The organism is Neolewinella litorea, from assembly GCF_004803465.1.
In the GTDB taxonomy this organism is placed as follows: Bacteria; Bacteroidota; Bacteroidia; order Chitinophagales; family Saprospiraceae; genus Neolewinella; species Neolewinella litorea.
Genome location: NZ_SRSF01000008.1, coordinates 66,428 through 87,437, shown reverse-complemented (window position 1 = coordinate 87,437; position 21,010 = coordinate 66,428). Strand labels below are relative to the sequence as shown.

Here is a 21,010-nt window from a genome sequence, read left to right as displayed (position 1 = left end):
TTAGAGGCTGAGGTTGGCGCCGATGAGGAAGGAGCGTGCGATGGGGTAAAAGCCGAGGTCGATACCACCGCCGATGGGCGAGCCGCTGGAGGCGGCGGGGTCGTAGCCGAGGTACTCGGAGGCGGTAAACAGGTTGTTGCCGCTGAAGTAGAGCCGCAGACTCGTATTCTCACGACCGCTGATGCCCAGGGGCAGGGTGTAGCCGAGGGTGACGGTCTGCAGGCGCAGGAAGGAACCGTCCTCCACGTAGAAGTCGGAAAAGACCCGGTTGGAGGTGGCGGCGGTGGTCACCCGCGGTACTTCGTTGGTGGTGCCGGGGCCGGTCCAGCGGTTGAGGTAGTAGTCGAGGCGGTTCACGTCGGAAAGCGCGCGCTCGTAGTTGCGTACGATCTCGTTGCCGAGCGAAGCGAAGGCGTAGGCCGTGAAGTCGAAGCGCCGGAATTCCACCTGGGCGTTGAAGCCCATGGTCATGTCGGCGATCGGGTCGCCGAGGTAGGTGCGGTCGTTGGGGTCGATGACGCCGTCGCCGTTGATGTCCACGTAGCGCAGGTCACCCGGCTGGGCGGCGGCGCCGAGGGCGATCTGGGAGGGGGCACCCTCAATCTCGTCCGTGCTCTGGAAAATGCCGTCGGTCTGGTAGCCGTAAAAGTAGCCGATGGGCAGGCCGACCTCCATACGCGAGGGGGCCAGCTGGCCGACCCCGAAGCCGCCGCCCTCGATGAAGCCGGTGCCGTTGTTCACTTCCAATACCTCGTTGTCGAGGGTGGTAAAGTTGTAGCTGAGGTTGATGCGCCAATCGCTGCTCAGCCGCTCACGGTAGTTGAGGGCCAGTTCGAAGCCCTGGTTGCGTACCGCGCCGGCGTTGACGGTCGGGGCGGCGCTGCCGGGTGCGGCCGTACCTACGATGCCAGAGACGGGGATGTTGCTGATGAGCAGGTTGTCGCGGGTGTTGATGAAGTAGTCGGCCGTGACGCTCAGTTTGTAATCCAGCAGGTTCAGGTCGAAGCCGGCGTTGAACTTCTTGGCCTCCTCCCACTGCAGGGCGGGATTGGGCAGGGCGCCGATGGCGGTGCCGTTGACGAGCACTCCGTCGAAGACGTAGGTGGCCTCGCCGCTCAGGCTGCCGATGTATCCGTTGTTCAGGATCTGGTCGTTGCCCAGGATACCGTAGCTGATACGCAGTTTGAGCAGGTCGATTGGGCTGGCCTCGCCCAGGGTGCCTTCTTCCACGGCGATCCAGCCGGCGGTGAAGGAGGGGAAGAGCGCCGAGCGGTTCTCGGGGCCGAACTTGGTTGAGGCGTCGCGGCGCAACATAGCCGTTAGGAAGTAGCGCTCCGCGTAGTTGTACTGTACACGCCCGAAGTACGACAACCGGCGCTCGTCGTAGGAGTAGGAGCCTACGTCGCGGGCACCTTCCGGGCTGGTGCCGGTAGCAAGGCTGATGTCGGCGAATCCGAAGTCGTTGTTTGGCACGTCGTAACCCGTGGCGAACAGGCCGTTACCGAGTTCCCGGAATACTGTAGTGCCCGCCGTGGCGGTCAGGTGGTGGTTGGCGCCGAGGTCCTTGTCGTAGGTACCGTAGAGGTCCAGCGAGTAGTTGTTATCGTTGATGGCGTTCTGGTTGACGCTGCTGCGGGTGATGTCGAATACCTTGCCGCCGTAGCTCACCTGCCGGTTGAAGTTGCGTCCTTCGCTGTTGGCGGTGTTGAAGCCGACGCGCCCGGTGAGAGTGAAGGCATCCACCACCTTCCAGTCGAGGGTGGCCTGTCCGTTCAGTTTGTTCAGGCCGTAGTCGTTGAAGGTGTTGGCGATCTGCGCAACGGGGTTGATCACCTCGATGCCGAGTCCGGTAGTGCTGGGCACCAGGCTGAATTCACCGGCCTCGTCGAGCAGGGGCAGGGTAGGCGGCGTGTTCAGGGCGTTGAAGAGGACCGATCCGAGCCCGTTCTCACTGAGCGAGCGGCGGTTGATGTTTGTATATATCGCGTTTGTCGTCAGTTTCAGGGTAGGGGTAAGGTCCAGGCCAAGGGATACCCGGCCGGTGCTACGGGTGAAGTCCGCCTTCTCTCCGCCGACAATGCCCTCCTGGTCGAGGAAGGAGCCGCCCAGGGAGTAGGTCACCCGATCGCTGCCGCCTGAGACGGTCAGGTCGTGGTTCATGATGGGCGCGTTGCCGAACACTTCCGCCTGGTAATCGGTGCCGAAGCCCAGGTTGGAGGCATCGGGGTAGGGCAGGGGCTGGCCGCCGGCGGCGTAGGCTTCGTTGAGCAGCAGGGCGTACTCGGTGGCGTTGAGCAGGTTGAGCGATCGTGAACTTTCCTGGGTGCCCACGTAAGTGTTGTAGCTCAACCGGGCGGGCTGGTTTTTCTTGCCCGTTTTTGTAGTGACCAGGATGACGCCGTTGGCGCCGATGGTGCCGTATACGGCGGCCTGGGCGTCCTTCAGCACGGTGATCGTCTCAATGTCCGAGGGGTTTAGCGTACCGAGGTCGCCCTGGTAGCCATCTATGATCACCAGCGGGGCATTTTGACCATTCGTGGATACCCCGCGAATGCGAATATTGAGTCCCGCGCCGGGTGCACCGGACTGGGTGGTGACGTTAACACCGGCCACCGTGCCCTGCAGGGCCTGCTCGATCTTGATGGGCTTGAGGTCGGTGATGGTCTCGGAATCTACCGTCGATACCGCGCCGGTAACGTTTCGCTTCTGCTGAGTACCGTAACCGATTACTACTACCTCATCTAGGGCCTGTACGTCAGGTGCCAGGCCGATGGCGAGCGGATCGCTATTGTCTACCGTCACGGTGGTCGGCCGGTAACCGGTATAGGTGATGCGCAACTCCGTACCGCGGTCGACGTCGGGAATGCTAAACGAACCGTCAAAATCCGTTACCGTACCCCGCACCCCATCAGTGCCACTGGGTTCAACCACGATGACGCTGGCGCCGATAAGGGGGTCGCCATTTTCGGCGTCGGTAATGGTGCCGGTAGCCATAAACGACTGGGCGGTCAATCCGATACTTGCGCCGCAGAGCACAAGTAGTAATAAGAGGTATCTATGCATGAGACTTTACGTTAGGCATCGCCAGCAACCGAATATTATGAGGATTGCAGCAATGCTTATGAGTGCACGTCAAAACTACTTGCGTTGTGGCGTACTGAAAGAACGTTGCACCCCTACAAAAACTGTAACTACACTGAAACGCAGGTATATAGCCACCTTGCAGGGCATAATGGTCTGCGACCCGACGAGGAAGTACACCCCTTGTTGTGGTGTTGTATAGGTGATGCAGGGGTGAATTCGGGTGGATTACGGCACCTGCGCGCCGCCGCCCCCCCGGCCGTATGGCCATATAATGTACTGAAAGGGAAAGAGGAAGACCTCACCACTGATCTCCTGGTGTGAACCGCCGGAATCGCCTGATCCTGGAGAAAATCGGACGAGTGGAGTACCACGTGTGGGTGTGGAATCAACCTAGGAGCGGGCCCCGGCCGTGCTCATATCGCCATAATGTATTCCGTCAATCCCGTATCCCGCTCGAGACCCATCTTCTTGCGCATGCGGTAGCGCTTCACTTCCACGCTGCGGGGGGAGATGTTGAGCATGGGCGCGATTTCTTTGGACGAGAGATTAAGCCGCAGGTAAGCGCACAGTTTCAGATCGTTGGGGGTAAGGTCGGGGTGGAGGTCCTTGATCTTACGGAAGAAATCGCGGTCGGCGTTCTCGAAAGCGTCGCGGAAGAGTTCCCAGGTTTCCGCCTCATCAATGTTGTGGTCGATCTGCTTGACGACCTCGCGGATGTTCTTCTGGGGGTCGCGGGCGGCGAGTAGTTCTTCCTTGATCTGCTGCAAGAGTTCGTTTTTCTTCACCAGGTTCATGGTGGAGAGGGCGGCCTCGCGGTTTTTGCTCTCGATGTCCTCGCGCAGCCGCTGGTTGTTCAGGCGGGTGAGCTCCAGTTCCGCCTGCCGTTCGCGGGCGGCCACGGCCCTTTCCTGCTCCTCCTGCCACAGTTGCTGCTTGCGCCGGTAGTACCGGGTATAGGAGCGGTGCAGCAGGTACACCAGCGCCGCCGCCCCCAGCAGGTAGCACAACAGGGCGGGGTAGGAGGCGTACCACGGGCGCAGGATGGTGAAGGGGTAGGTAATTGTATTCTCGGAGGCGCGGCGGCCCAGCAGGGAGCGGACTTCCAGCACGTAATCGCCGTAGGAAAGCCCCGGGAAGTCGAGGGTCATGGTCTCCGCCCAATCGCTCCAGCGGTCGCTCACTCCCCGCAGCCGGTACTGCAGCCGGGGGCGGAAGAAGCGGCTGTAATCCGGGACCGCGAAGGAAAAGCTCAGGTTGCGCTCTGCGAAGGGAATGCGCTGTCCGCCCGTAAGGGGAAGGGACGCGGCGGTTGATTGGCTCCCAACCTGACGCACCCCGGTGAGGTACAGCTCGTGCTGGTGCAGGGGCACGGCCGCCCGAGCCAGTACCAGATAGCCGTTGGCGGTGCCCACCAGCAGGGTGTCGCGCCCGATGGGTGAGATGTTCTCAAAGCCGAGTGGGGCGCCGATGAGGTTGGCCGAAAGGGGGACCGTGACGCGGGTAAGCGACTGCGTCAGGGCACCCTGGTGGAAATATTCCAGCCCCGCCCCCGACACGAACCAGAGCCGGTCGTCGGTGGGCGTCATGCGCCCCGAGACGTACTCCGCGCCGGAAAGCTGCTCGCTCAGGGGGTCGGACCGCCTGAAGCCCTCCCGAAACCCGTCAAGCACGAAAATCCCTTCCCGGGAGTAGTAGTACACGCTATCCAGAAAGGCGACCAGACCGGCATTCTTGCCCTTGGCCGGCGTGGCGTATTCCATCCGTTCCGTAACCCGCCGGTAGTCGGGGTCGAGTTGCAGGCCGTAGATGCCGCGGTATTCGTGACTAACGTAGGCGATCCGGCCCGGCTGCAACACGAGGTAGCGTGCCGAGAGGTCGAAGCCGTCGACGGCGTTGCGCAGTGACCAGCCGTTCCCACCCTTTTCCAGGACCGAAAGCCCCCGATAGGTTCCCTGCAGCAAAAGGTCGGGGCGGTCGGCTACGGTCTGGAAAGTCCAGGTACCCGGCTCGTGCGAGATCAGTCGGGCACCGCCCTCTCCGACCAGGAAGGTGCCGGAATCGTGGCCGCAGAATAACTCTCCGTCGTAGGTGAATAGCGACCAGACCTGTCCGCGCGTGCCCGCGATAGGGGTAAACGAGCCGTCGCTTTCCTGTACGAATAGTCCCTGGTTGCTGCCGAGGTACAGCCGACCGTCGTGGCGGGCGGAGGCGTAGACCGTGCCGATCCGGCCGGTACGATCGGTAAATTTCCGGATGGGTGAGGGCAGGTTGATGCAGTTCAGGCCGTTGTCGGAACCTATCCAAATGTTGCTCTGCGCGTCCTGGAAGAGCGACAGGACGGTGTTGTTGGTCAGCCCGTTCACCTGATCGAGGTGGTAGGTCAGCCGCCCCTCGGCGTCGGTTAGGTAAACGCCGCTGGAGATGGTGCCGAAAGCGTGCCCCCCCCCGCTGGAGGGCCAGGGCGCTGTAGATGCGCTTGTCGCGCAGAAAAGGGAAACGGTCCAGCGGAGCGATTGCTCCGTCGTCGAGGAGGCGGTACCCCCCGGCGGCGTCGGTCTGGAAGAGGTACTGGCCCTGCTCTTCCCACACGTATACGACTTGTCCGGGTGCCCGGCCCGGCACCAGCAGGGTGTCGATGCCCCCGCCCTCGAGCTGGTAGATTCCCCCGCGCAGGTCCGTAAAGATGAGCTCGCTGTCTACCCGGAAGGTATTGGTGATCCCGCCGGGCGGCCGGATGACGGTGGTGGTTCCGGTGGCCGGGCGGTACAGGAAGAATTGCTGGAGCGACTGGAAGACGACGGCGTCGCCGTAGGCCAGGATGTCCCAGAATTGTTCGTCGGGCAGGATGCGGCCGGCCACGGGGTCAGTCAGGCTCCGGTATTCCAACTGCCCGTCGGCCTGCCGTTCCCAGTAGCCGAAGTCCATGTAACTGCCCGTATAAATCCGGTCGCCGGCTACCTGCACCGAGCGAAGGATGGACTCGTTCGCCGAGGGGTAGCGCGACCACTGTGCCCCGTTGTACTCCAGCAGTCCTTCGTTGTTGGCTACGTAGATGAAGAGGTCCTCGTCCTGGCTGATCATCCAGTTCTGGCTGCCCGCGCCGTAGGTTTCCGGCTCGAAACTGGTCACCGGGGGCAGTTCCTGGGCGGCGGCGCGCAGGTGCAAAAGGATCAGGCAAAATGCAAGTAGCGAGAGGCGCATGGATGACTTACCAACGTCGGAAGGTACGACGCCGGTGCGTCAGCCACGCGGCGAAGGGGGGATTAGAGGCTGTTCAGCGCGGAATCCAGCAGGACGTTCAACTGGCTACCGTTGTAGCGCTTGATGATTTCCCGCTGGTTGTTGTTCCAGGTGAGCTTGAGGTTTGAGTCGAGCAGGTTGAGGTCCTGGAATACGTCGATGCGCTGGTTGGGGTACAGCAGATACAGGGTTTCGTAGTGAGTTTTCAGGCTGGCCAGCACCTGCTGGTAGTCTTCCCGCACGATGAGGATGCTGTTGGTGGCTAGCTGGAGCTGTTGCTCGAAGGCGTCGATGGTCTCGATATCGATGGCTTCGGCCGCGGGGAAGTTCGTGTTGAACTCGTTGGTGACCTGGGTGAAGTTGATGCGGTTGTTCTCGATGAAGTCGGTCAGCGGCTTTTTCGTGAATTGCTGCAGCATCTGCCATTCCAGCGATTCCAGTTCCTCGCGCAGCTTTTTGGCGAGGGAGATGTCCTGGTTGATTTTGTTCTGCAGGTCGAGGTCCTGGCCGATGTACTGCTGCAGGTGGCTGAGGTAGTCCTGGTACTGGCGGTTCTTTTCGCTCAGTTGCTCGATCTTTTCGATCACCAGGGGGTCTTCGATGGGCTCGAACTGGATCTTGTTGCGCTTATCGCTACGGGCGTAGTACTGGTCGGCGTACTTGACGATGTCCATCTCCTCGTTGGGGGTGATCTGGACGGTTTGTATGCCCTCGAAGACGTTGCCGACCAGGGAAATCAGCGTGGCGAATTTCCCCCCGAGGAGCAGGTTGTCGAGGGTCAGGGCCACGTCCTGGAACTTGAACTTCGAGATATCCTGCCGTAGTCCCTGCAGCTGCGCCTTGTCGGCGGTGTTGGCCTTCTGGACCACCTCTTCGAAGTAGCGTACGAATTCCGGGGAAGTGAAGGGGTTGGCGCTGTTGGCCTTTAGCGAGGCCAGTTCGGCGCTTTCGTTGCGGTTGATGAGGTTGCTGAGCGTCTGGTGGTACTGCTCGATGCGCTGGAATTCCTCGACGTAGTTTTCGTTCACCTGCCGGTAGCGGGTGGGTTTGGCGGCCAGGTCATTCTGATAGCGCTTGCGGTTCTCGATGATGGTAATGCCGGTGGGGGAGTAGGGAATGATCTCCACGTTGTGCACCAGGAAGTAGCCGCCCTCGGAGGCGAAGCGCACTTCCACCTGGTCGACGTCCGGTTCCTGGGTAATGTGGTAGATCTGCTTGTAGGCGTCGGCCCGGCTGAAGCGGTAGGTCTTCTTGTTCGACTCGATGCGGGTGTCGTCCTGGATGGGCGTGATGGTAATGGAGCCGCGCACCTCGGGCGTATCCATCCAGATGGTGGTGTCGTTCGGGGCCAGCAGGCGGGCGTACACGATGACCTGCCCGATGTGGGTTCCCTTGGTGGTCAGGGTACTTACGCCGTCGATGGTCGTGGTGTAGGTGCCGTCCTTCAGCCCCTCCACGTTGTGGATTTCGCGACCGAAATTGAAGTTGATGAGTTCCGGGGCGCGGGTCTCGAGGTCCAGCGTACGGGCTTGCGTCTCGTCGAAGATTTCGTCCTGGGCCGTTGCCCGGGCGGTGGTCATCAGTAGTAAGGACAGCAGGAGGATAGACAAAGAGTAATTGCGCATCGGGGAGGATTTGGAAAGACGATGAGCGGCACCCTGGGTGGTAGACCGCGTCGCAGCAACACAACGTTCGGCTCCGGACCGCAAGTACGCGGCCGGTCGAAGGGAAAGGAAAGGCTAAGCTAGGGAACGTGGCGGTAAACGGGACCGGGGTGGTGGTGGGGGGTGGGTAGCGGTTGGACGGCTTAAGCGGTTGGACGGTGGGGGGACCGTCCAACGGGTGGTCGGTTGGACGGTGTCATGGCCGAACGGGAAGGGCACACTACATTAGTGGCCGACACAATCGATTTCGTATGCGCTCTACATTTCTCTACTTTTTGCTGCTGTTAATGGGGAGCACCCTCACCGGGCAAATCCGCCTGCCCCGCCTGCTGAGCGACGGAGCCATTCTGCAGCGCGACACCGATCTCACCCTCTGGGGCTGGGCCGCACCCGATGAACGCGTCACCTTGGAATTTAACGGTACGCGATACCGCACTCGCGCCGGCGCCGACGGAAAGTGGACGATCAAACTGCCCGCGCAGCCGGCCGGAGGACCCTTTGAGATGGTATTCCGCGGCTCAAATACGGTCACCCTGGCCGACGTTCTGTTTGGCGACGTTTGGCTCTGCTCAGGACAGTCAAATATGGAACTCGCCCTCGATCGCGTGGCCGATGAGTACCCGGAAATCGTGACCGGCTACACCAACAACCGGATCCGGCAGTTCCTCGTCCCCGACCGCTACGATTTCAACCGCGCCCACGACGACCTGACAGCCGGCAACTGGGAGGCGGCCCGCCCGGAAAATCTGCCGGAATTTACCGCGGTCGGGTTTTTCTTCGCCCGTGAAATCTACGAGCGGGAGCAGGTACCCATCGGTCTGATCAACGCCGCGCTCGGGGGCAGTCCGGTGGAATCCTGGATGAGCGAGGCCGCCCTGAAGCGCTTTCCCGAGGCCTACACCGAGATGCTAAAGTTCCGCGATACGGTAATGGTGGCCGAACTCGAGGCCCGGGAGCGAGCCGCCCAGGCCGGCTGGCTCCAGCAGCTCAACGCTTCCGATGCCGGCCTGCAGTCCACCGCCCGGTGGTCGGCCGCGAACATCGATGAGTCCAACTGGCGCGAAATGCAGGTACCCGGCTACTGGGCCGACCAGGGTACGGGACTGCTCAACGGTTCAGTATGGCTGCGACGCAGGGTAGAGGTGCCGGACGCAATGGCGGGCCGGGAGGCAAGGTTGTGGCTGGGCCGGGTGGTCGACCAGGACTCCGTCTGGCTCAACGGCACCTTCATCGGTACCACCGGCTACCAGTATCCGCCCCGCAAGTACACGGTCCCGACCGGCGTGCTCAAGGCAGGCGGGAATACCCTGGCGGTACGGGTCATCAACGGCGGCGGCAAGGGCGGATTCGTGCCCGACAAGCCCTACTTTCTGGCCGTCGAAGGCGTGGATACCCTTGACCTGCGCGGCACCTGGAAGTACCGCATCGGCGCGCCGATGGACCCCCAACCCGGCACCACCTTCGTGCGCTGGAAGGCCGGCGGACTCTTCAACCGGATGATCGCCCCCCTGCGTGAGTACCCACTGCGGGGAGTGCTCTGGTACCAGGGAGAATCGAATACCGGCAACCCCGAAGGCTACGCCCACACCTTCCCCGCCCTGATCAGCGACTGGCGCGACCAGTGGAACGACCCCGACCTGCCCTTCCTGTTCGTACAACTGACCAACTTCATGGATCCGACGCCCCGGCCCACGGAAAGCAATTGGGCCCAACTGCGCCAGGCCCAACTGGAAGCCCTCGCCCTGCCGCATACGGGAATGGCCATGGCGATCGACGTGGGGGAATGGAACGACATCCACCCCCTCGACAAGGAATCGGTGGGCCACCGGCTGGCCCTCGCCGCCCGGCGGGTTGCTTACGGCGATACAGAATCCCCCATCAGTCCGTATCCCACCGAAACCACCTTCGCGCCCGGGGAAGTCCGCATCACCCTCGCCGGCACCGACCAACTGACCGTTAAGAATGGCGACGACCGCCCCCGCTACTTCGAGATTTCCGGCGACGGAGACCGCTTCGTGCGGGCCAGCGCCCGCCTTGAGGGCAACACAGTGATCGTGAGCAGTCCGGAAGTGCCGCAGCCAGTGGCCGTTCGCTACGCCTGGGCCGACAACCCCACGGGGGCCAACCTTTATTCCGCGGAAGGACTTCCAGTGAGCCCCTTCGAGGTGCGCAAGGAAGAACAGCGGTAGAGTACCTTGACGACCATGCTACGCAACCTGCTATGCCTCGCCGCGCTCGCGCTCTCCGGTGCCCTTTCCGCCCAGGAGGCCACCTGGACCGCCGATAACGGCAACGGCACCTTCACCAATCCCCTCTTCTACGAGGAGTTTTCCGACCCCGACCTGATCCGGGTGGGAGACGATTATTACCTGACCGGCACCACCATGCATACCATGCCCGGGCTCCCCGTGCTGCATTCCCGCGACCTGGTCAACTGGGAACTCCTCACGTACGCGGCCGACCGGCTGGACCTGGGACCGGAATTTCGACTCGAGGAAGGCAAAGACATTTACGGCCAGGGCTTCTGGGCTCCCTGCCTCCGCTACCACGAGGGCACCTTTTACATCTTCTCCAACGTCAACGGGCAGGGCACCCAGATATTCACCGCTACCGACCCCGCCGGACCGTGGCGGCGTCAACAAATGAGGGCCGACCTCCACGATCTTACGGTGCTTTTCGACGACGACGGCAAGAAGTACGCCGTCTGGGGCTACCGCGAAGTAAAGATGGTGCAGCTCACCGACGACCTGCTCGACGTCGTGCCCGGAACGGAACGCGTCATCGTGGAAGCGGGCAGCGGAGCCGGGGAGGGCAGTCACATCTACAAGGTCGATGGCAAGTACTACATCACCAACACCAACTACGACCCGGTCTGCTACCAGGTCTGCCTGCGCGCCGACCAGCCCTACGGCCCCTACGAGGTCAACGTCATGAGCGCCGAGGAAAACCTCGGGGTGGGGCAGCGCGCCAGGGTCTTCGACACCCGCAACGGCCCGCCATTCAACGTCGTCCGCTACCCCGAAAATTACGTCGGCTGCATCCCCATGCACCAGGGCGGTATCGTGCAGACGCAGACCGGCGAATGGTGGGGCTGGTCGATGATGGACTACAACAGCGTAGGCCGCTTGACTGCCCTCTCGCCCGTCACCTGGCAGGACGGCTGGCCGTACTTGGGCCTGCCCGGCAACCTGACGCGCAGTCCCCGCACCTGGGTAAAACCGAATACGGGGTCCAATTCCGCCCCCGCGGCTCCCTTTCGGCGCGACGACACCTTTGACGGCCCTACACTCAACCCCGTATGGCAATGGAACCATATGCCCGACGACAGCCGTTGGTCACTCACGGAGCGACCGGGATACCTGCGCCTGCACGCCCTGCCGGCGGAGAGTTTCTGGCGCGCCCGCAATTCGCTGACGCAGCGCGCCATCGGACCGGAATCCACCGCGACGGCGGAAGTGGACGTTTCCGGTCTGCGCAGTGGCGACGTGGGAGGTCTGGGCCTCCTCAACCTCCCCTACGCCTGGATCGGCGTGGCGCGGGAAGGCGACCGCCGGATCATCCGCTACTATAACCAGCAGACCGGCGAGATACGGGACGTCGCCCTCAACCAGGACCGCCTGTGGCTACGGGCCCACGGCAATTTCGAAACCGATACCGCACGCCTCAGCTACAGTCTCGACGGAAAGGCCTTCCAGCCCCTGGGCGGCCCGGTGCACCTGCCCTACCAGTTGCGCACCTTCCAGGGGGTACGCTATGCTCTCTTCAACTTCAACCGTCTTGGGAAGGTCGGCGGCCAAATTGACGTTGCGGACTTCACCGTCGATGAACCACGGCACCGGGCGCTTACCCGTCCGATCCCCTACGGTCGATCGATTCGCCTGACGAGCTTGGCCGACAGCAGCGTCTTGGTTAACTGGCGTAATTACCTGCGCCCGGTCGGCGCCAACACCCCATTCAATTCGGACCATGCCGATGAATTTCGCGTACTCGATCGCGGCCAGGGGCGCGTTGCCCTGCAGTCGGTCACGACCGGGGGGTTCCTGACGGTGCGCGGGAGCGGCGGAATGGCCGAAGTACGCCTCACCGCCGAGGACGCCGGGGCAGCTTCCACTTTCCAGTGGCAGGATATGCTCCGGGGCGATCTGATGCTGATGTCGCTGGCTACCCACCGCTACCTGTCGGTCGACCCCGGTGCTGGCAGTCTGGCTCGGGCCGACGCCCGCGGCGCCCGACCGGATCGCCGGGGCGGGGCCTGCTTTCTCTGGGAGCTGCTGGACTAATTCCTGAGGACCGTCCAACGGCTAAAGCGGTTGGACGGTGGGGGGACCGTCCAACGGGGGGGCGCGCTGACGGTGGAGCCGGCGGCGCGCGGGTGCCGGGGTCCGGTACCACAAATGCCGGGCCAGGTGGGTTATAGCACCAAAGCTGATGTACATGATAAAGTATGCTCTGATTCTGGTTTGCAGTTTGTTAATCTTTGCGTGCGGCCCGGTGTCCGATGCCGTGGAAGAAGCCGGGGTGGACCCGGAATCGGTAACCGATACCAGCGGCGACCTGCAGGGCGTCTGGCGCAGCGAGGACGACAGCCTGAGCACCGTGCGCTTCGAGGGCAACCTGATGATCTTCGGCTACGAAGGGGAACCGGACGCCACCCCGGAAAATTTCGTGGTGGGCCGCAGCTGTCCGGACGTATCCGACGCCGTGGCCCCGACCGGGGAAGGCAACTACCTGGCTGTACCCGACGACGGGCGCTGCTACTTTATCACCAAGCTGACGGAGGATAAACTGCACATGAGCCTGGTTGGAAAAGGGAATACCGTCCGCTACGTAAAAATAGCCGGGGGCATTACGCCGGAATAGTGGAAGACTTGGGTGTGGTAACCCCCGACCCCGGCAAAGGAGACCGGCGCGGCACCTGCGCCCCGCCGCCTAGATAGGTAACCGAAAACCCTTGGCCGCCAACGCCCGTTAGGCCGGCATGGAGCAAATGAAATCATTCAGCATCGCCCCCGAGCGCCTGAAGCAACTCAACGATCGACCCCTGCGGGAAGACGGCACCTGCCTGGTGTACTGGATGCAGGAAAGCATGCGCGCCTACGAGAATCCCGCCCTGGAGTACGCCGTGCGCTGGGCCAATGACCTGGGTAAACCCTGCGTGGTGGCCTTCACGCTGATCGACGACTTTCCGGAGGCAAACCTGCGCCACTACCGCTTTCTGTTGGAAGGATTGAAGGAGGTGGCGGACCGATTGGCGGAACGAGATATTCCTTTGTGCATGCTGCACGGACCCCGCTCGGAGCGGATCACCCGGTTTGCGAAGGACCAGGACGCCTGCGCCGTAGTGACCGACCGCGCTTACCTGCGCCACGAACGCAAGTGGCGCTCGGAGGCGGCCGACCAACTGGAGGTACCCCTGGTGCAGGTCGAAAGCAACGTGGTCGTGCCGGTGGAAACGGCCAGCAACAAACGCGAATACGCGGCCCGCACCATTCGTAAAAAGATCATGCAACGGGTCGACGATTTCAGCGGAGAGACCACCGAAACCACGCCCGGGCAAGATGCCAAGGCACTCGAGCTGGAAAGCGACCTGGACTTCGGCAGCGTGGACGAGTTGCTGGATCAGTTAAAAATTGATCGGAGTGTGCCAGTGAGCCCTGACTTCACTGGGGGCACCGCAGAGGCCCGCCGGCGACTGACCGCATTCCTGCGTTCCGACCTGGAGGGCTACGGCGACGGTCGCCTGGACCCCGCCGACGACGCGACCAGTCACCTGAGTCCTTACCTCCACTTCGGGCATATAAGTCCGTGCGAGATCCTGCGTAAGGTCCGCAACTCCAGCGCGCCCCAGAGCGACCGCGAGGCCTACGTGGAGGAACTGGTCGTGCGCCGCGAGCTGGCCCACAACTTCGTTTACTACACTCCGGACGACTACGACAGCCTGAACGCGCTGCCCGACTGGGCCAAGGAAACGATGGAAAAACACGCGGATGATCCCCGTCCGAACCACTTTACGCGAGAACAACTGGAAAAAGGGGAGACCGACGATGAGGCCTGGAACGCGTCCATGAAAGAGATGCGCGAACGCGGGTTCCTGCCCAACTACCTGCGCATGTACTGGGGCAAACAGATCATCCGCTGGACCAACACCTACGACTACGCCCACAAGACCACGCTCTACCTGAACAACAAGTACTTCATGGACGGGCGCGACGCCAATAGCTTCACTAACGTGCTGTGGCTCTTTGGCTTACACGATCGGGCGTGGACGGAGCGGGAGGTGTTCGGGAAACTGCGGATGCTCAGCAAGGGTGGGCTGGAACGCAAGTTTGACGTGGAGGCGTACCTGAAAAGGGTGAGTGAGCTGGACGAATGAGCGCTCCAGAAAGAACCATAGTTTCATGATCGAAATATTTGCCAAAGGGTGAAATATTATTTTGAAACGGTGAGCACAATCAGTAAATTATTCAGGAAACAAGGTAATTTTATAAAATTTGTATTGTTTCTTCTTATATTCGTTGAAGTGTAATACGCGCTCACCCTTGTCGCGGACCCTATAATCCATCACCACACCTCCTTTGATTGAGGCCCCGCCAGCGGAGGCCCCTGGTTTTCCATTTCCCGAAAACACTCTACCATGCTACGCTTTTTTTTTCCCGGCCTCTTGGTCGGCCTGTCCTTTTTTGCCTACCATGGAAGTCTCCTAGCAACGGCTACAGATTCTTGCGCGGTACCTGCAGGACCGTATCTTGTTGAATGCGGCGAGAAGGAAATCTGTGAAATACCCGTGTATAGAGGCCTATCAGCTGGTCAAAAGGTAATTTCTGCGGATCCAACATTTTCCAGTGTACGGGGTGAGAGTGATCATTATGCCACCGTAACTTTTAAGGATTTGCCTCACCCAGCCCATTTTCTATTGTGTTTTAGTAGTTACGTCACTATTGAGCTTGGCAGGACCACGAATGGGGTGTACACCAAATACTACAGCACCGAGCCCTTCGCCTACGTTAGTGAGGGCACGTTCAGAATGAATATGCCTCCAAATTTTACTATTAATTTTGAAGTCTCTGTAATTTATTATTTCGGAGATACCAAGGACCTTCCGTGTTCCACCTTGCCAATAAATGACCTACTGACTTTATCGACCTCTCCGCTCAAAAACCCAATTCAGGTAAATGCACAGGATGGGGTGGACGACGATCGGGTGACTATCAATTGGGAGCAGGGCTCTGACCTGCCGGAAAACAGCCTTCTCTATCGCATCTACCGGGATGGAGTTCTCATTCATACGACTCCCTCACCTGGTATTTTAAGTTATACGGATGTAGGACTTTTACCCGGAAGTCACCATAATTATAAAGTAGCTAGTTACTTAATTTATCCAGGTTATAATGCTTTCGAATCTTCAGGAATCAGCGACCAAGGCTCCACCTTCTCCATCGGCCTGACCGCCGCAGACGGCACCAAGTACGGCAACACCAACCTGACGTGGAACGACATCTCGGGCATTGCCACCGAGATCCGCTTGGAGCGGAGCATTCCCGGCAGCTCCACGACACGGGAAGAGCTAGACGTGCTGAGCAAGAACGCCCGCGGGTATAACGACGATACCGGCATTCCTGGTTACGCCTATACCTACTACGTGACACCCATCGGGGGAAGCTACTATACCGACTCGGATGTCGGCTACAGCCGCCCCGACGGCGCCGTCAAGGGCCACGTGCGCTCGACCCTAGGGGCCGGCGTGTCTGGTGTGGACGTCACGCTCGCACTTCAGGCGGCATTGCCGGCCGGTGGGGCCAATCTGCCCACCAACTGCTTCGCGACCTATTGTACGGTGACGGACGCGGAAGGCTACTACGAGTTTCGGGACGTGTACTATTTTGAGGGAGCGGACTTTACAGTGACTCCCAGTAAGGTGGGAACCACTACGCACCAGTTTTCTCCGTCATCGGCTACCCGCAGTCTGACCATGACGGCCAAGAACGCACTCGGGGTTGACTTTACCGATCTCACGGTCTTCACCGCCGCCGGCCGGGTCACCTATCCGGAATCGCCCAACAACGTGACCTGCGGCGTACAAGGGGTGAAGATCCTCATCGACAGTACCGATTACGGCATCCAGACCGACCGCGATGGCAACTGGTCGTTCGCCCTGCAGGACGAAAAGACCTACGAATTCACCCCTGTGTACTTGCACCATAGGCTGGAGGACGCCAACAATAATCTCTCGACGGTGGTGCACATCGACCAGGATAAAACGGACCTCAACTTCGTGGACGTGGAAACCGATATCCTGCAGGTGATCGTCCAGGGCAGTTGCCAGACGCCCCTGGGCGACTATGCCGTCGTGCGGATTACATCACCGAGCAACTGCTATTTTGAAGATTACCAAACCGACGCGAACGGCATCCTTGAACTGCCCGCGATGCCGGCGCGCGACTACAGCGTGGAGGTAGTGGACATTATCGGTACCTCGACCAACATCACCAATATTCTGGACCAAATTGGCAACACCGCCATTAAGGTGGACCTGACCCGTCGGGATACCAGCGAAATTGTCACCGATGCGGAGACCACCACATATATTCCGCAGATACTGGATACGCTCAGCAACGACTCCGTGATCGTGGTGCAGGCCGCCGATACCATTCTGGCGGGCAGTACCGATACCATCCGGGCGGCCGTCAATCCAGTAGTATCGTTCATCTACCGCTCGCCGCTCGACATCAGCATCGATTACGCGAACGCCGGAGCGAGCGTTACCCAGTGCCTCAACTCCAACGGCGACGACATCGTGGTTATGGAACAGGGCTTTTCCTATCGCCTGGACATCAACGTCAAGGAAGTGCTGGGCGTCGACTGCTACATCGATACCGGCTACCTCAAGATCTATGACTACGTATCGGACCGGGGCGGTGAATTCGTTCGGGTGCCGATCAAGGGAGGCATAGCGAGCTACGAGGTGGACGCCGGCGAGCCGATCATCGCCACCAGTACGGTCCACAACCACGAGAAACTGCTGTACATAATCCCGGAGGTCGACTTGGTTGAGCCCGTACCGGTCGAGCAGTGGATCCTGGTAACCGGAGCCCGCAGCAACACCCCGAGTTTCATCACGCGCTCCCCCGATATACCCATGCTTATCCTGCACGACCCTCCCGGCGACAACAGCTACAGCTACGTGGAAAAGGGCACCTCCTTTACCAACTTCACGACCAACGAAACCCAGGTTGGCGGGGAAGCGGGCCTGTACGCCAACCTCTTACTGGGATCCAAAATCCTGACGCCCTTCAGCGGCAACGGATTTGGCACGGTGATCAAATTCGCCGCGCAGGCGGGACGCGACAACTTCGACCGCAACGGCATCTACACCACGATGACGTTCACGGAAAATTTCTCCACCTCGGACATGGACAATCTGACCGGCCACGCCGGCGACGTCTACATCGGGGCGGCCTACAACCAGGAATTTGCCTTGGCGGATTTCCTCACCTACGATCCGGGCAGCTGTACGGCGACCGTCGACGTAGTGCCGTCGATCTCCTCCCAGGATTTCGCCACCACCTTTGTCTATACGGAAACCCACATCAAGAATACCCTGCTGCCCACGCTGGGCTTGCTGCGGGCCAATATCATCGACGATCAGCCCTTCGCCTCCCTGTCCCTGGAGGACCAGGCGGAGGTCAATAACCTCATCGCCGATAGCCTGATGTGGGAGAACATTCTCGCGAAGAACGATACGGCCCGGGGCCGCGACGCCACTTTCGTGGAAAACATCTCCTTCAGTGCCGGAGCCCCCCTGACGCGGGAGTACGAAAGCTCCAAGACAACCGAAGTATCCTACGAATACAACGTGTTCGTAAATACCGAATTCGCGCTCGGCGCCAAGATCGACAACCAGTCCGGCATCTGGTTCGACAGCGAACTCGGCGTAATGGGCAAGTTCCGCTGGTCGACAACCACCAACACGGGCTCGGAAAACACCCAGAGCCGCAAGGTGGGCTACGTGCTTGACGATGGCGACATCGGGGACTTCTTCTCCGTGGACCTGCTCACCGACGAATCATACAACGTGCCGGCCTTCAACCTGAAACTGGGCACCACCAGTTGCCCGCAGGAACCCGGCTCCCAGGCCCGTGACCGCGCCTCGATCACCATTCTGCCCCCGGAGATCACCAACGTGCCGTCGGACGGGACGGCCAACTTCCTCTGCCAAGTCGTGAACAACAGCGAAAGCCGGGAGACCCGTGAATATGCGGTGCGGGTAGTTTCAACTTCCAATCCTGATGGCGCACAAGTAAAACTTGGGGGACAGTCTATCAACAACGGCGCGGCCAACTTCTTCCTCCCCTACGGAGAGACAGCCAACCTGAACCTGTCGGTCACCCGGGGTCCACTGGCGAGCAACTACAAGGACATCGGCATCATGATATACCCGCCCTGCGAGTACGAACTCTGGCAGGACAACGGCAACCTTATCAACGCCGATACGGCCTATATCAGGATCCTGAATTTTGAAACGGAGTGTACCAATATCACCCTGCGCAACCCGGACGACGGCTGGCTCATCAACCAGAACTCGGGAGGTACGCTGCGCACGACCCTCTCCGGCTACGACTTGAACAATGTGGATTTCAACTACGTCACCGTAGAGATCAAGAAAGAAGGGGAAGGATACCGCCCCGCCGCCCGATTGGATAAGTCGCAACTTGTGGGTGCCAACTACGACCTCAGTCTCGACATGTCCAACTACGAAGACGGTGCCTACCGCATCCGGGCGAGTGCCAACTGCGGACTGAGTGGCATCACCTACTCCTCGGAAAAGCGGGGTAATATCGACCGCAACTCCCTGTCTCCCTACGGTATCCCCACACCGAGCGATGGCTTCCTCCGCTTCGGTGAGGAGATCTCGGTGGCCTTCGACAAAGAGATCAACTGCACCTTCACCGCCGGCTACACCCCGGTGGTACGGCTCACCCGCGCCGATACCGGAGCAGAAATACCGGTTACCGCCTCCTGCTTTGGCAACAAGCTGGTGCTCAACACCACCCCTCACCTGACGGAAATGCTAGAATTGCAGGGCATCGAGATCATCGCCACGGTAGACAGTCTGCAGGACCTCAGCGGGAACATCCAGAAACACGCTACCAACTGGTCTTTCCTGGTCAATGTGAACCCCGTCTTCTGGGACCCCGATCCGATCTACGCCGCCGGCCTCGTGGGCCGCTCACACATTGTCACCGGAGTTTTGAAGAACAATACCCTGGCCAGCAAGGCCTTTTCCCTGGATATCCTAGACAATGCAACGCTGATCCGTTATCCCGATTGGCTCACGCCGATGCAATCCCGCGGCACCATTCTGCCAAGCGACGATTATCGCGTCGACTTCGCCGTCAGCGATGAGCTAACGCCGGGCATTTACCATGATACGATCACCGCCCTGGTGGAAGACCGTGCCGTATCGGTACCCGTAACCTTCGAGTTGCTGGCTCAGGAGGTCAACTGGGCCTTTAATCCGGACCAGTACCAGTACGACATGACCATCGTGGCTCAGTTCAGTCTGGACGGGACGGATGATCTGCTCTCCGACGACCCGCGCGACCTGATCGGGGCATTCGTTAACGGACAGATCCGGGGCGTAGCCAAGGTGGAATACATCCCCTCTTCCAATTCCTACGCCGCCTACCTCAAGGTGCACAGCAATACCCTGGGAGGCGGCCAGGCCGATGAGATCACCTTCCGCTTCTGGCACGCCCTCAATGGTGTGGAATACGGGGCAGTGGAACGACTGACCTTCCAGGCCAACGACCACGTCGGCTCGGCCAGTCAGCCCTACATTCTGCACCCCGAAGGTATCTTCCAGGTCATCCCACTTAACAAGGGATGGAACTGGATATCGCTGAACGTCGAAACCGACGATATGTCACGGGAATACGTCTTCCAAAGCATATTGAACAGTACCTCCGGAAACGACGTCATCGTCAAGTCGCAGGCCAACTCCGCGCAGTATAGTCCCGCCTCCGGCTGGAACGGGAACCTGAGGGACATCAACCTGGGACAGGGTTACCTCGTACACCTCTCCAATGCACCCGATACCCTGAAGGTGGTCGGACTGCCCAGTCCGAGTCCCATCTCGGTGGCGATCGACAACAGTTGGAACTGGATCGGTTACCCACGCATCCATCCCGAACCCGTGAATGATGTGTTGGTCGACCTAAGTCCCGCCGAAGGGGATATCCTCAAAGGCAAGGCCGACTTTGCCCTCTTCGAGCTTGGCTCCGGGGGCTGGACGGGCAGCATGCGCCAGTTCAATCCAGGTGCGGGCTACAAGCTTAAGTCAAGCCGGAAGGGTACCATCTTCCACCCCGCTCAGAAGAGCCTTAACTACGAGGTGGAACGCGGTCGCTACGAGCACAACATGAACGTGACGGGCATCTTCGACGCCGGGCTGCTCGGTGAGGACGATTACGACGCTCTGGAGGTGATTGCCCTGATCAATGGAGAGTGCCGCGGCATCGGCGGCATGGAGTACTGCCCCTCGGAAGACAACTACCGCGCCTTCGTGCTGGTATCGGGTAATCTGCTTGATTACGGCCTGCCCCTGGAGTTCCGTATCGTCAATACCGTCACCGGAGCGGAGTACCGCACCAACGGGGAGGAGCAGGCCTTCGGGGCCGACTACATCCTCGGCTCGGTGTCCGAACCCTATCCGTTCTTCTCCTCGACGACCGCGGTCGGCGACATCGGGGCCATCGGGTACGAACTGGGTACCAACCGGCCCAACCCGGCCACCGGCACCACGGTCATCCCCTTCACCATCCCGACCGCCCAGGCCGTGCGGCTGCAGGTGTACGACCTGAACGGGCGACTGATGACGACCCTGGTCGACCGGACCTTCCCCGCCGGCGATCACGCCGTCACCGTCGACATCTCCGCCTACCCGACCGGCCTCTATATCTACCGGATGCAGACGCAGGGATTCGAGAGGGCCCGACGCATGATCGTTCGGTAAAGGTCCAGAC

General features: G+C 60.5%; 9 protein-coding genes. 6 read left to right on the top strand and 3 right to left on the bottom strand.

Annotation, left to right across the window (positions count from 1 at the left end; all coding sequences use genetic code 11):
- Entirely contained in the window at positions 1-3,063 is a 3,063-nt protein-coding gene (locus tag E4021_RS14830) for a SusC/RagA family TonB-linked outer membrane protein (RefSeq protein WP_136460158.1), read from the bottom strand.
- Positions 3,064-3,497: 434 nt separating this feature from the next.
- Positions 3,498-5,447 (bottom strand): helix-turn-helix and ligand-binding sensor domain-containing protein, encoded by a 1,950-nt coding sequence (locus E4021_RS14825; protein WP_136460157.1) that lies wholly within the window; start codon positions 5,445-5,447, stop codon positions 3,498-3,500.
- 58 nt (positions 5,448-5,505) lie between these two features.
- Here E4021_RS14825 and E4021_RS14820 point away from each other — a divergent pair, with 58 nt between their 5' ends.
- Complete coding sequence (locus E4021_RS14820; RefSeq protein ID WP_136460156.1) at positions 5,506-6,273, top strand: hypothetical protein; 768 nt, start codon at positions 5,506-5,508, stop codon at positions 6,271-6,273.
- A gap of 74 nt (positions 6,274-6,347) precedes the next feature.
- Here E4021_RS14820 and E4021_RS14815 read toward each other — a convergent pair whose 3' ends face one another.
- On the bottom strand, positions 6,348-7,949 hold the full coding sequence (locus E4021_RS14815) for a hypothetical protein (RefSeq protein ID WP_136460155.1): 1,602 nt from the start codon (positions 7,947-7,949) through the stop codon (positions 6,348-6,350).
- 290 nt (positions 7,950-8,239) lie between these two features.
- Here E4021_RS14815 and E4021_RS14810 point away from each other — a divergent pair, with 290 nt between their 5' ends.
- From E4021_RS14810 to E4021_RS14790, 5 genes are all read left to right on the top strand, one after another.
- The gene (locus tag E4021_RS14810; RefSeq protein WP_136460154.1) at positions 8,240-10,177 is read left to right on the top strand and encodes a sialate O-acetylesterase; all 1,938 of its coding nucleotides are present in this window, start codon (positions 8,240-8,242) and stop codon (positions 10,175-10,177) included.
- Between the two features lie 15 nt (positions 10,178-10,192).
- Positions 10,193-12,268: a glycoside hydrolase family 43 protein gene (locus E4021_RS14805; RefSeq protein ID WP_136460153.1), complete on the top strand. Its 2,076-nt coding sequence runs from the start codon at positions 10,193-10,195 to the stop codon at positions 12,266-12,268.
- Between the two features lie 154 nt (positions 12,269-12,422).
- Entirely contained in the window at positions 12,423-12,848 is a 426-nt protein-coding gene (locus E4021_RS14800; protein WP_136460152.1) for a hypothetical protein, read from the top strand.
- A gap of 118 nt (positions 12,849-12,966) precedes the next feature.
- The gene (locus E4021_RS14795) at positions 12,967-14,361 is read left to right on the top strand and encodes a deoxyribodipyrimidine photo-lyase (RefSeq protein WP_211097030.1); all 1,395 of its coding nucleotides are present in this window, start codon (positions 12,967-12,969) and stop codon (positions 14,359-14,361) included.
- An 828-nt stretch (positions 14,362-15,189) separates the two neighbouring features.
- Positions 15,190-21,000, top strand: coding sequence for a T9SS type A sorting domain-containing protein (locus E4021_RS14790; protein WP_168797624.1), 5,811 nt, complete (start codon positions 15,190-15,192; stop codon positions 20,998-21,000).
- Positions 21,001-21,010: the final 10 nt, after the last annotated feature.

Excerpts from the sequence above, each read along its gene's own strand:
- E4021_RS14830 (WP_136460158.1), bottom strand. The coding sequence starts at position 3,063 with ATGCATAGATACCTCTTATTACTACTTGTGCTCTGCGGCGCAAGTATC.
- E4021_RS14820 (WP_136460156.1), top strand. The coding sequence starts at position 5,506 with ATGGTGCCGAAAGCGTGCCCCCCCCCGCTGGAGGGCCAGGGCGCTGTA.
- E4021_RS14815 (WP_136460155.1), bottom strand. The coding sequence starts at position 7,949 with ATGCGCAATTACTCTTTGTCTATCCTCCTGCTGTCCTTACTACTGATG.
- E4021_RS14810 (WP_136460154.1), top strand. The coding sequence starts at position 8,240 with ATGCGCTCTACATTTCTCTACTTTTTGCTGCTGTTAATGGGGAGCACC.
- E4021_RS14805 (WP_136460153.1), top strand. The coding sequence starts at position 10,193 with ATGCTACGCAACCTGCTATGCCTCGCCGCGCTCGCGCTCTCCGGTGCC.
- E4021_RS14800 (WP_136460152.1), top strand. The coding sequence starts at position 12,423 with ATGATAAAGTATGCTCTGATTCTGGTTTGCAGTTTGTTAATCTTTGCG.
- E4021_RS14795 (WP_211097030.1), top strand. The coding sequence starts at position 12,967 with ATGGAGCAAATGAAATCATTCAGCATCGCCCCCGAGCGCCTGAAGCAA.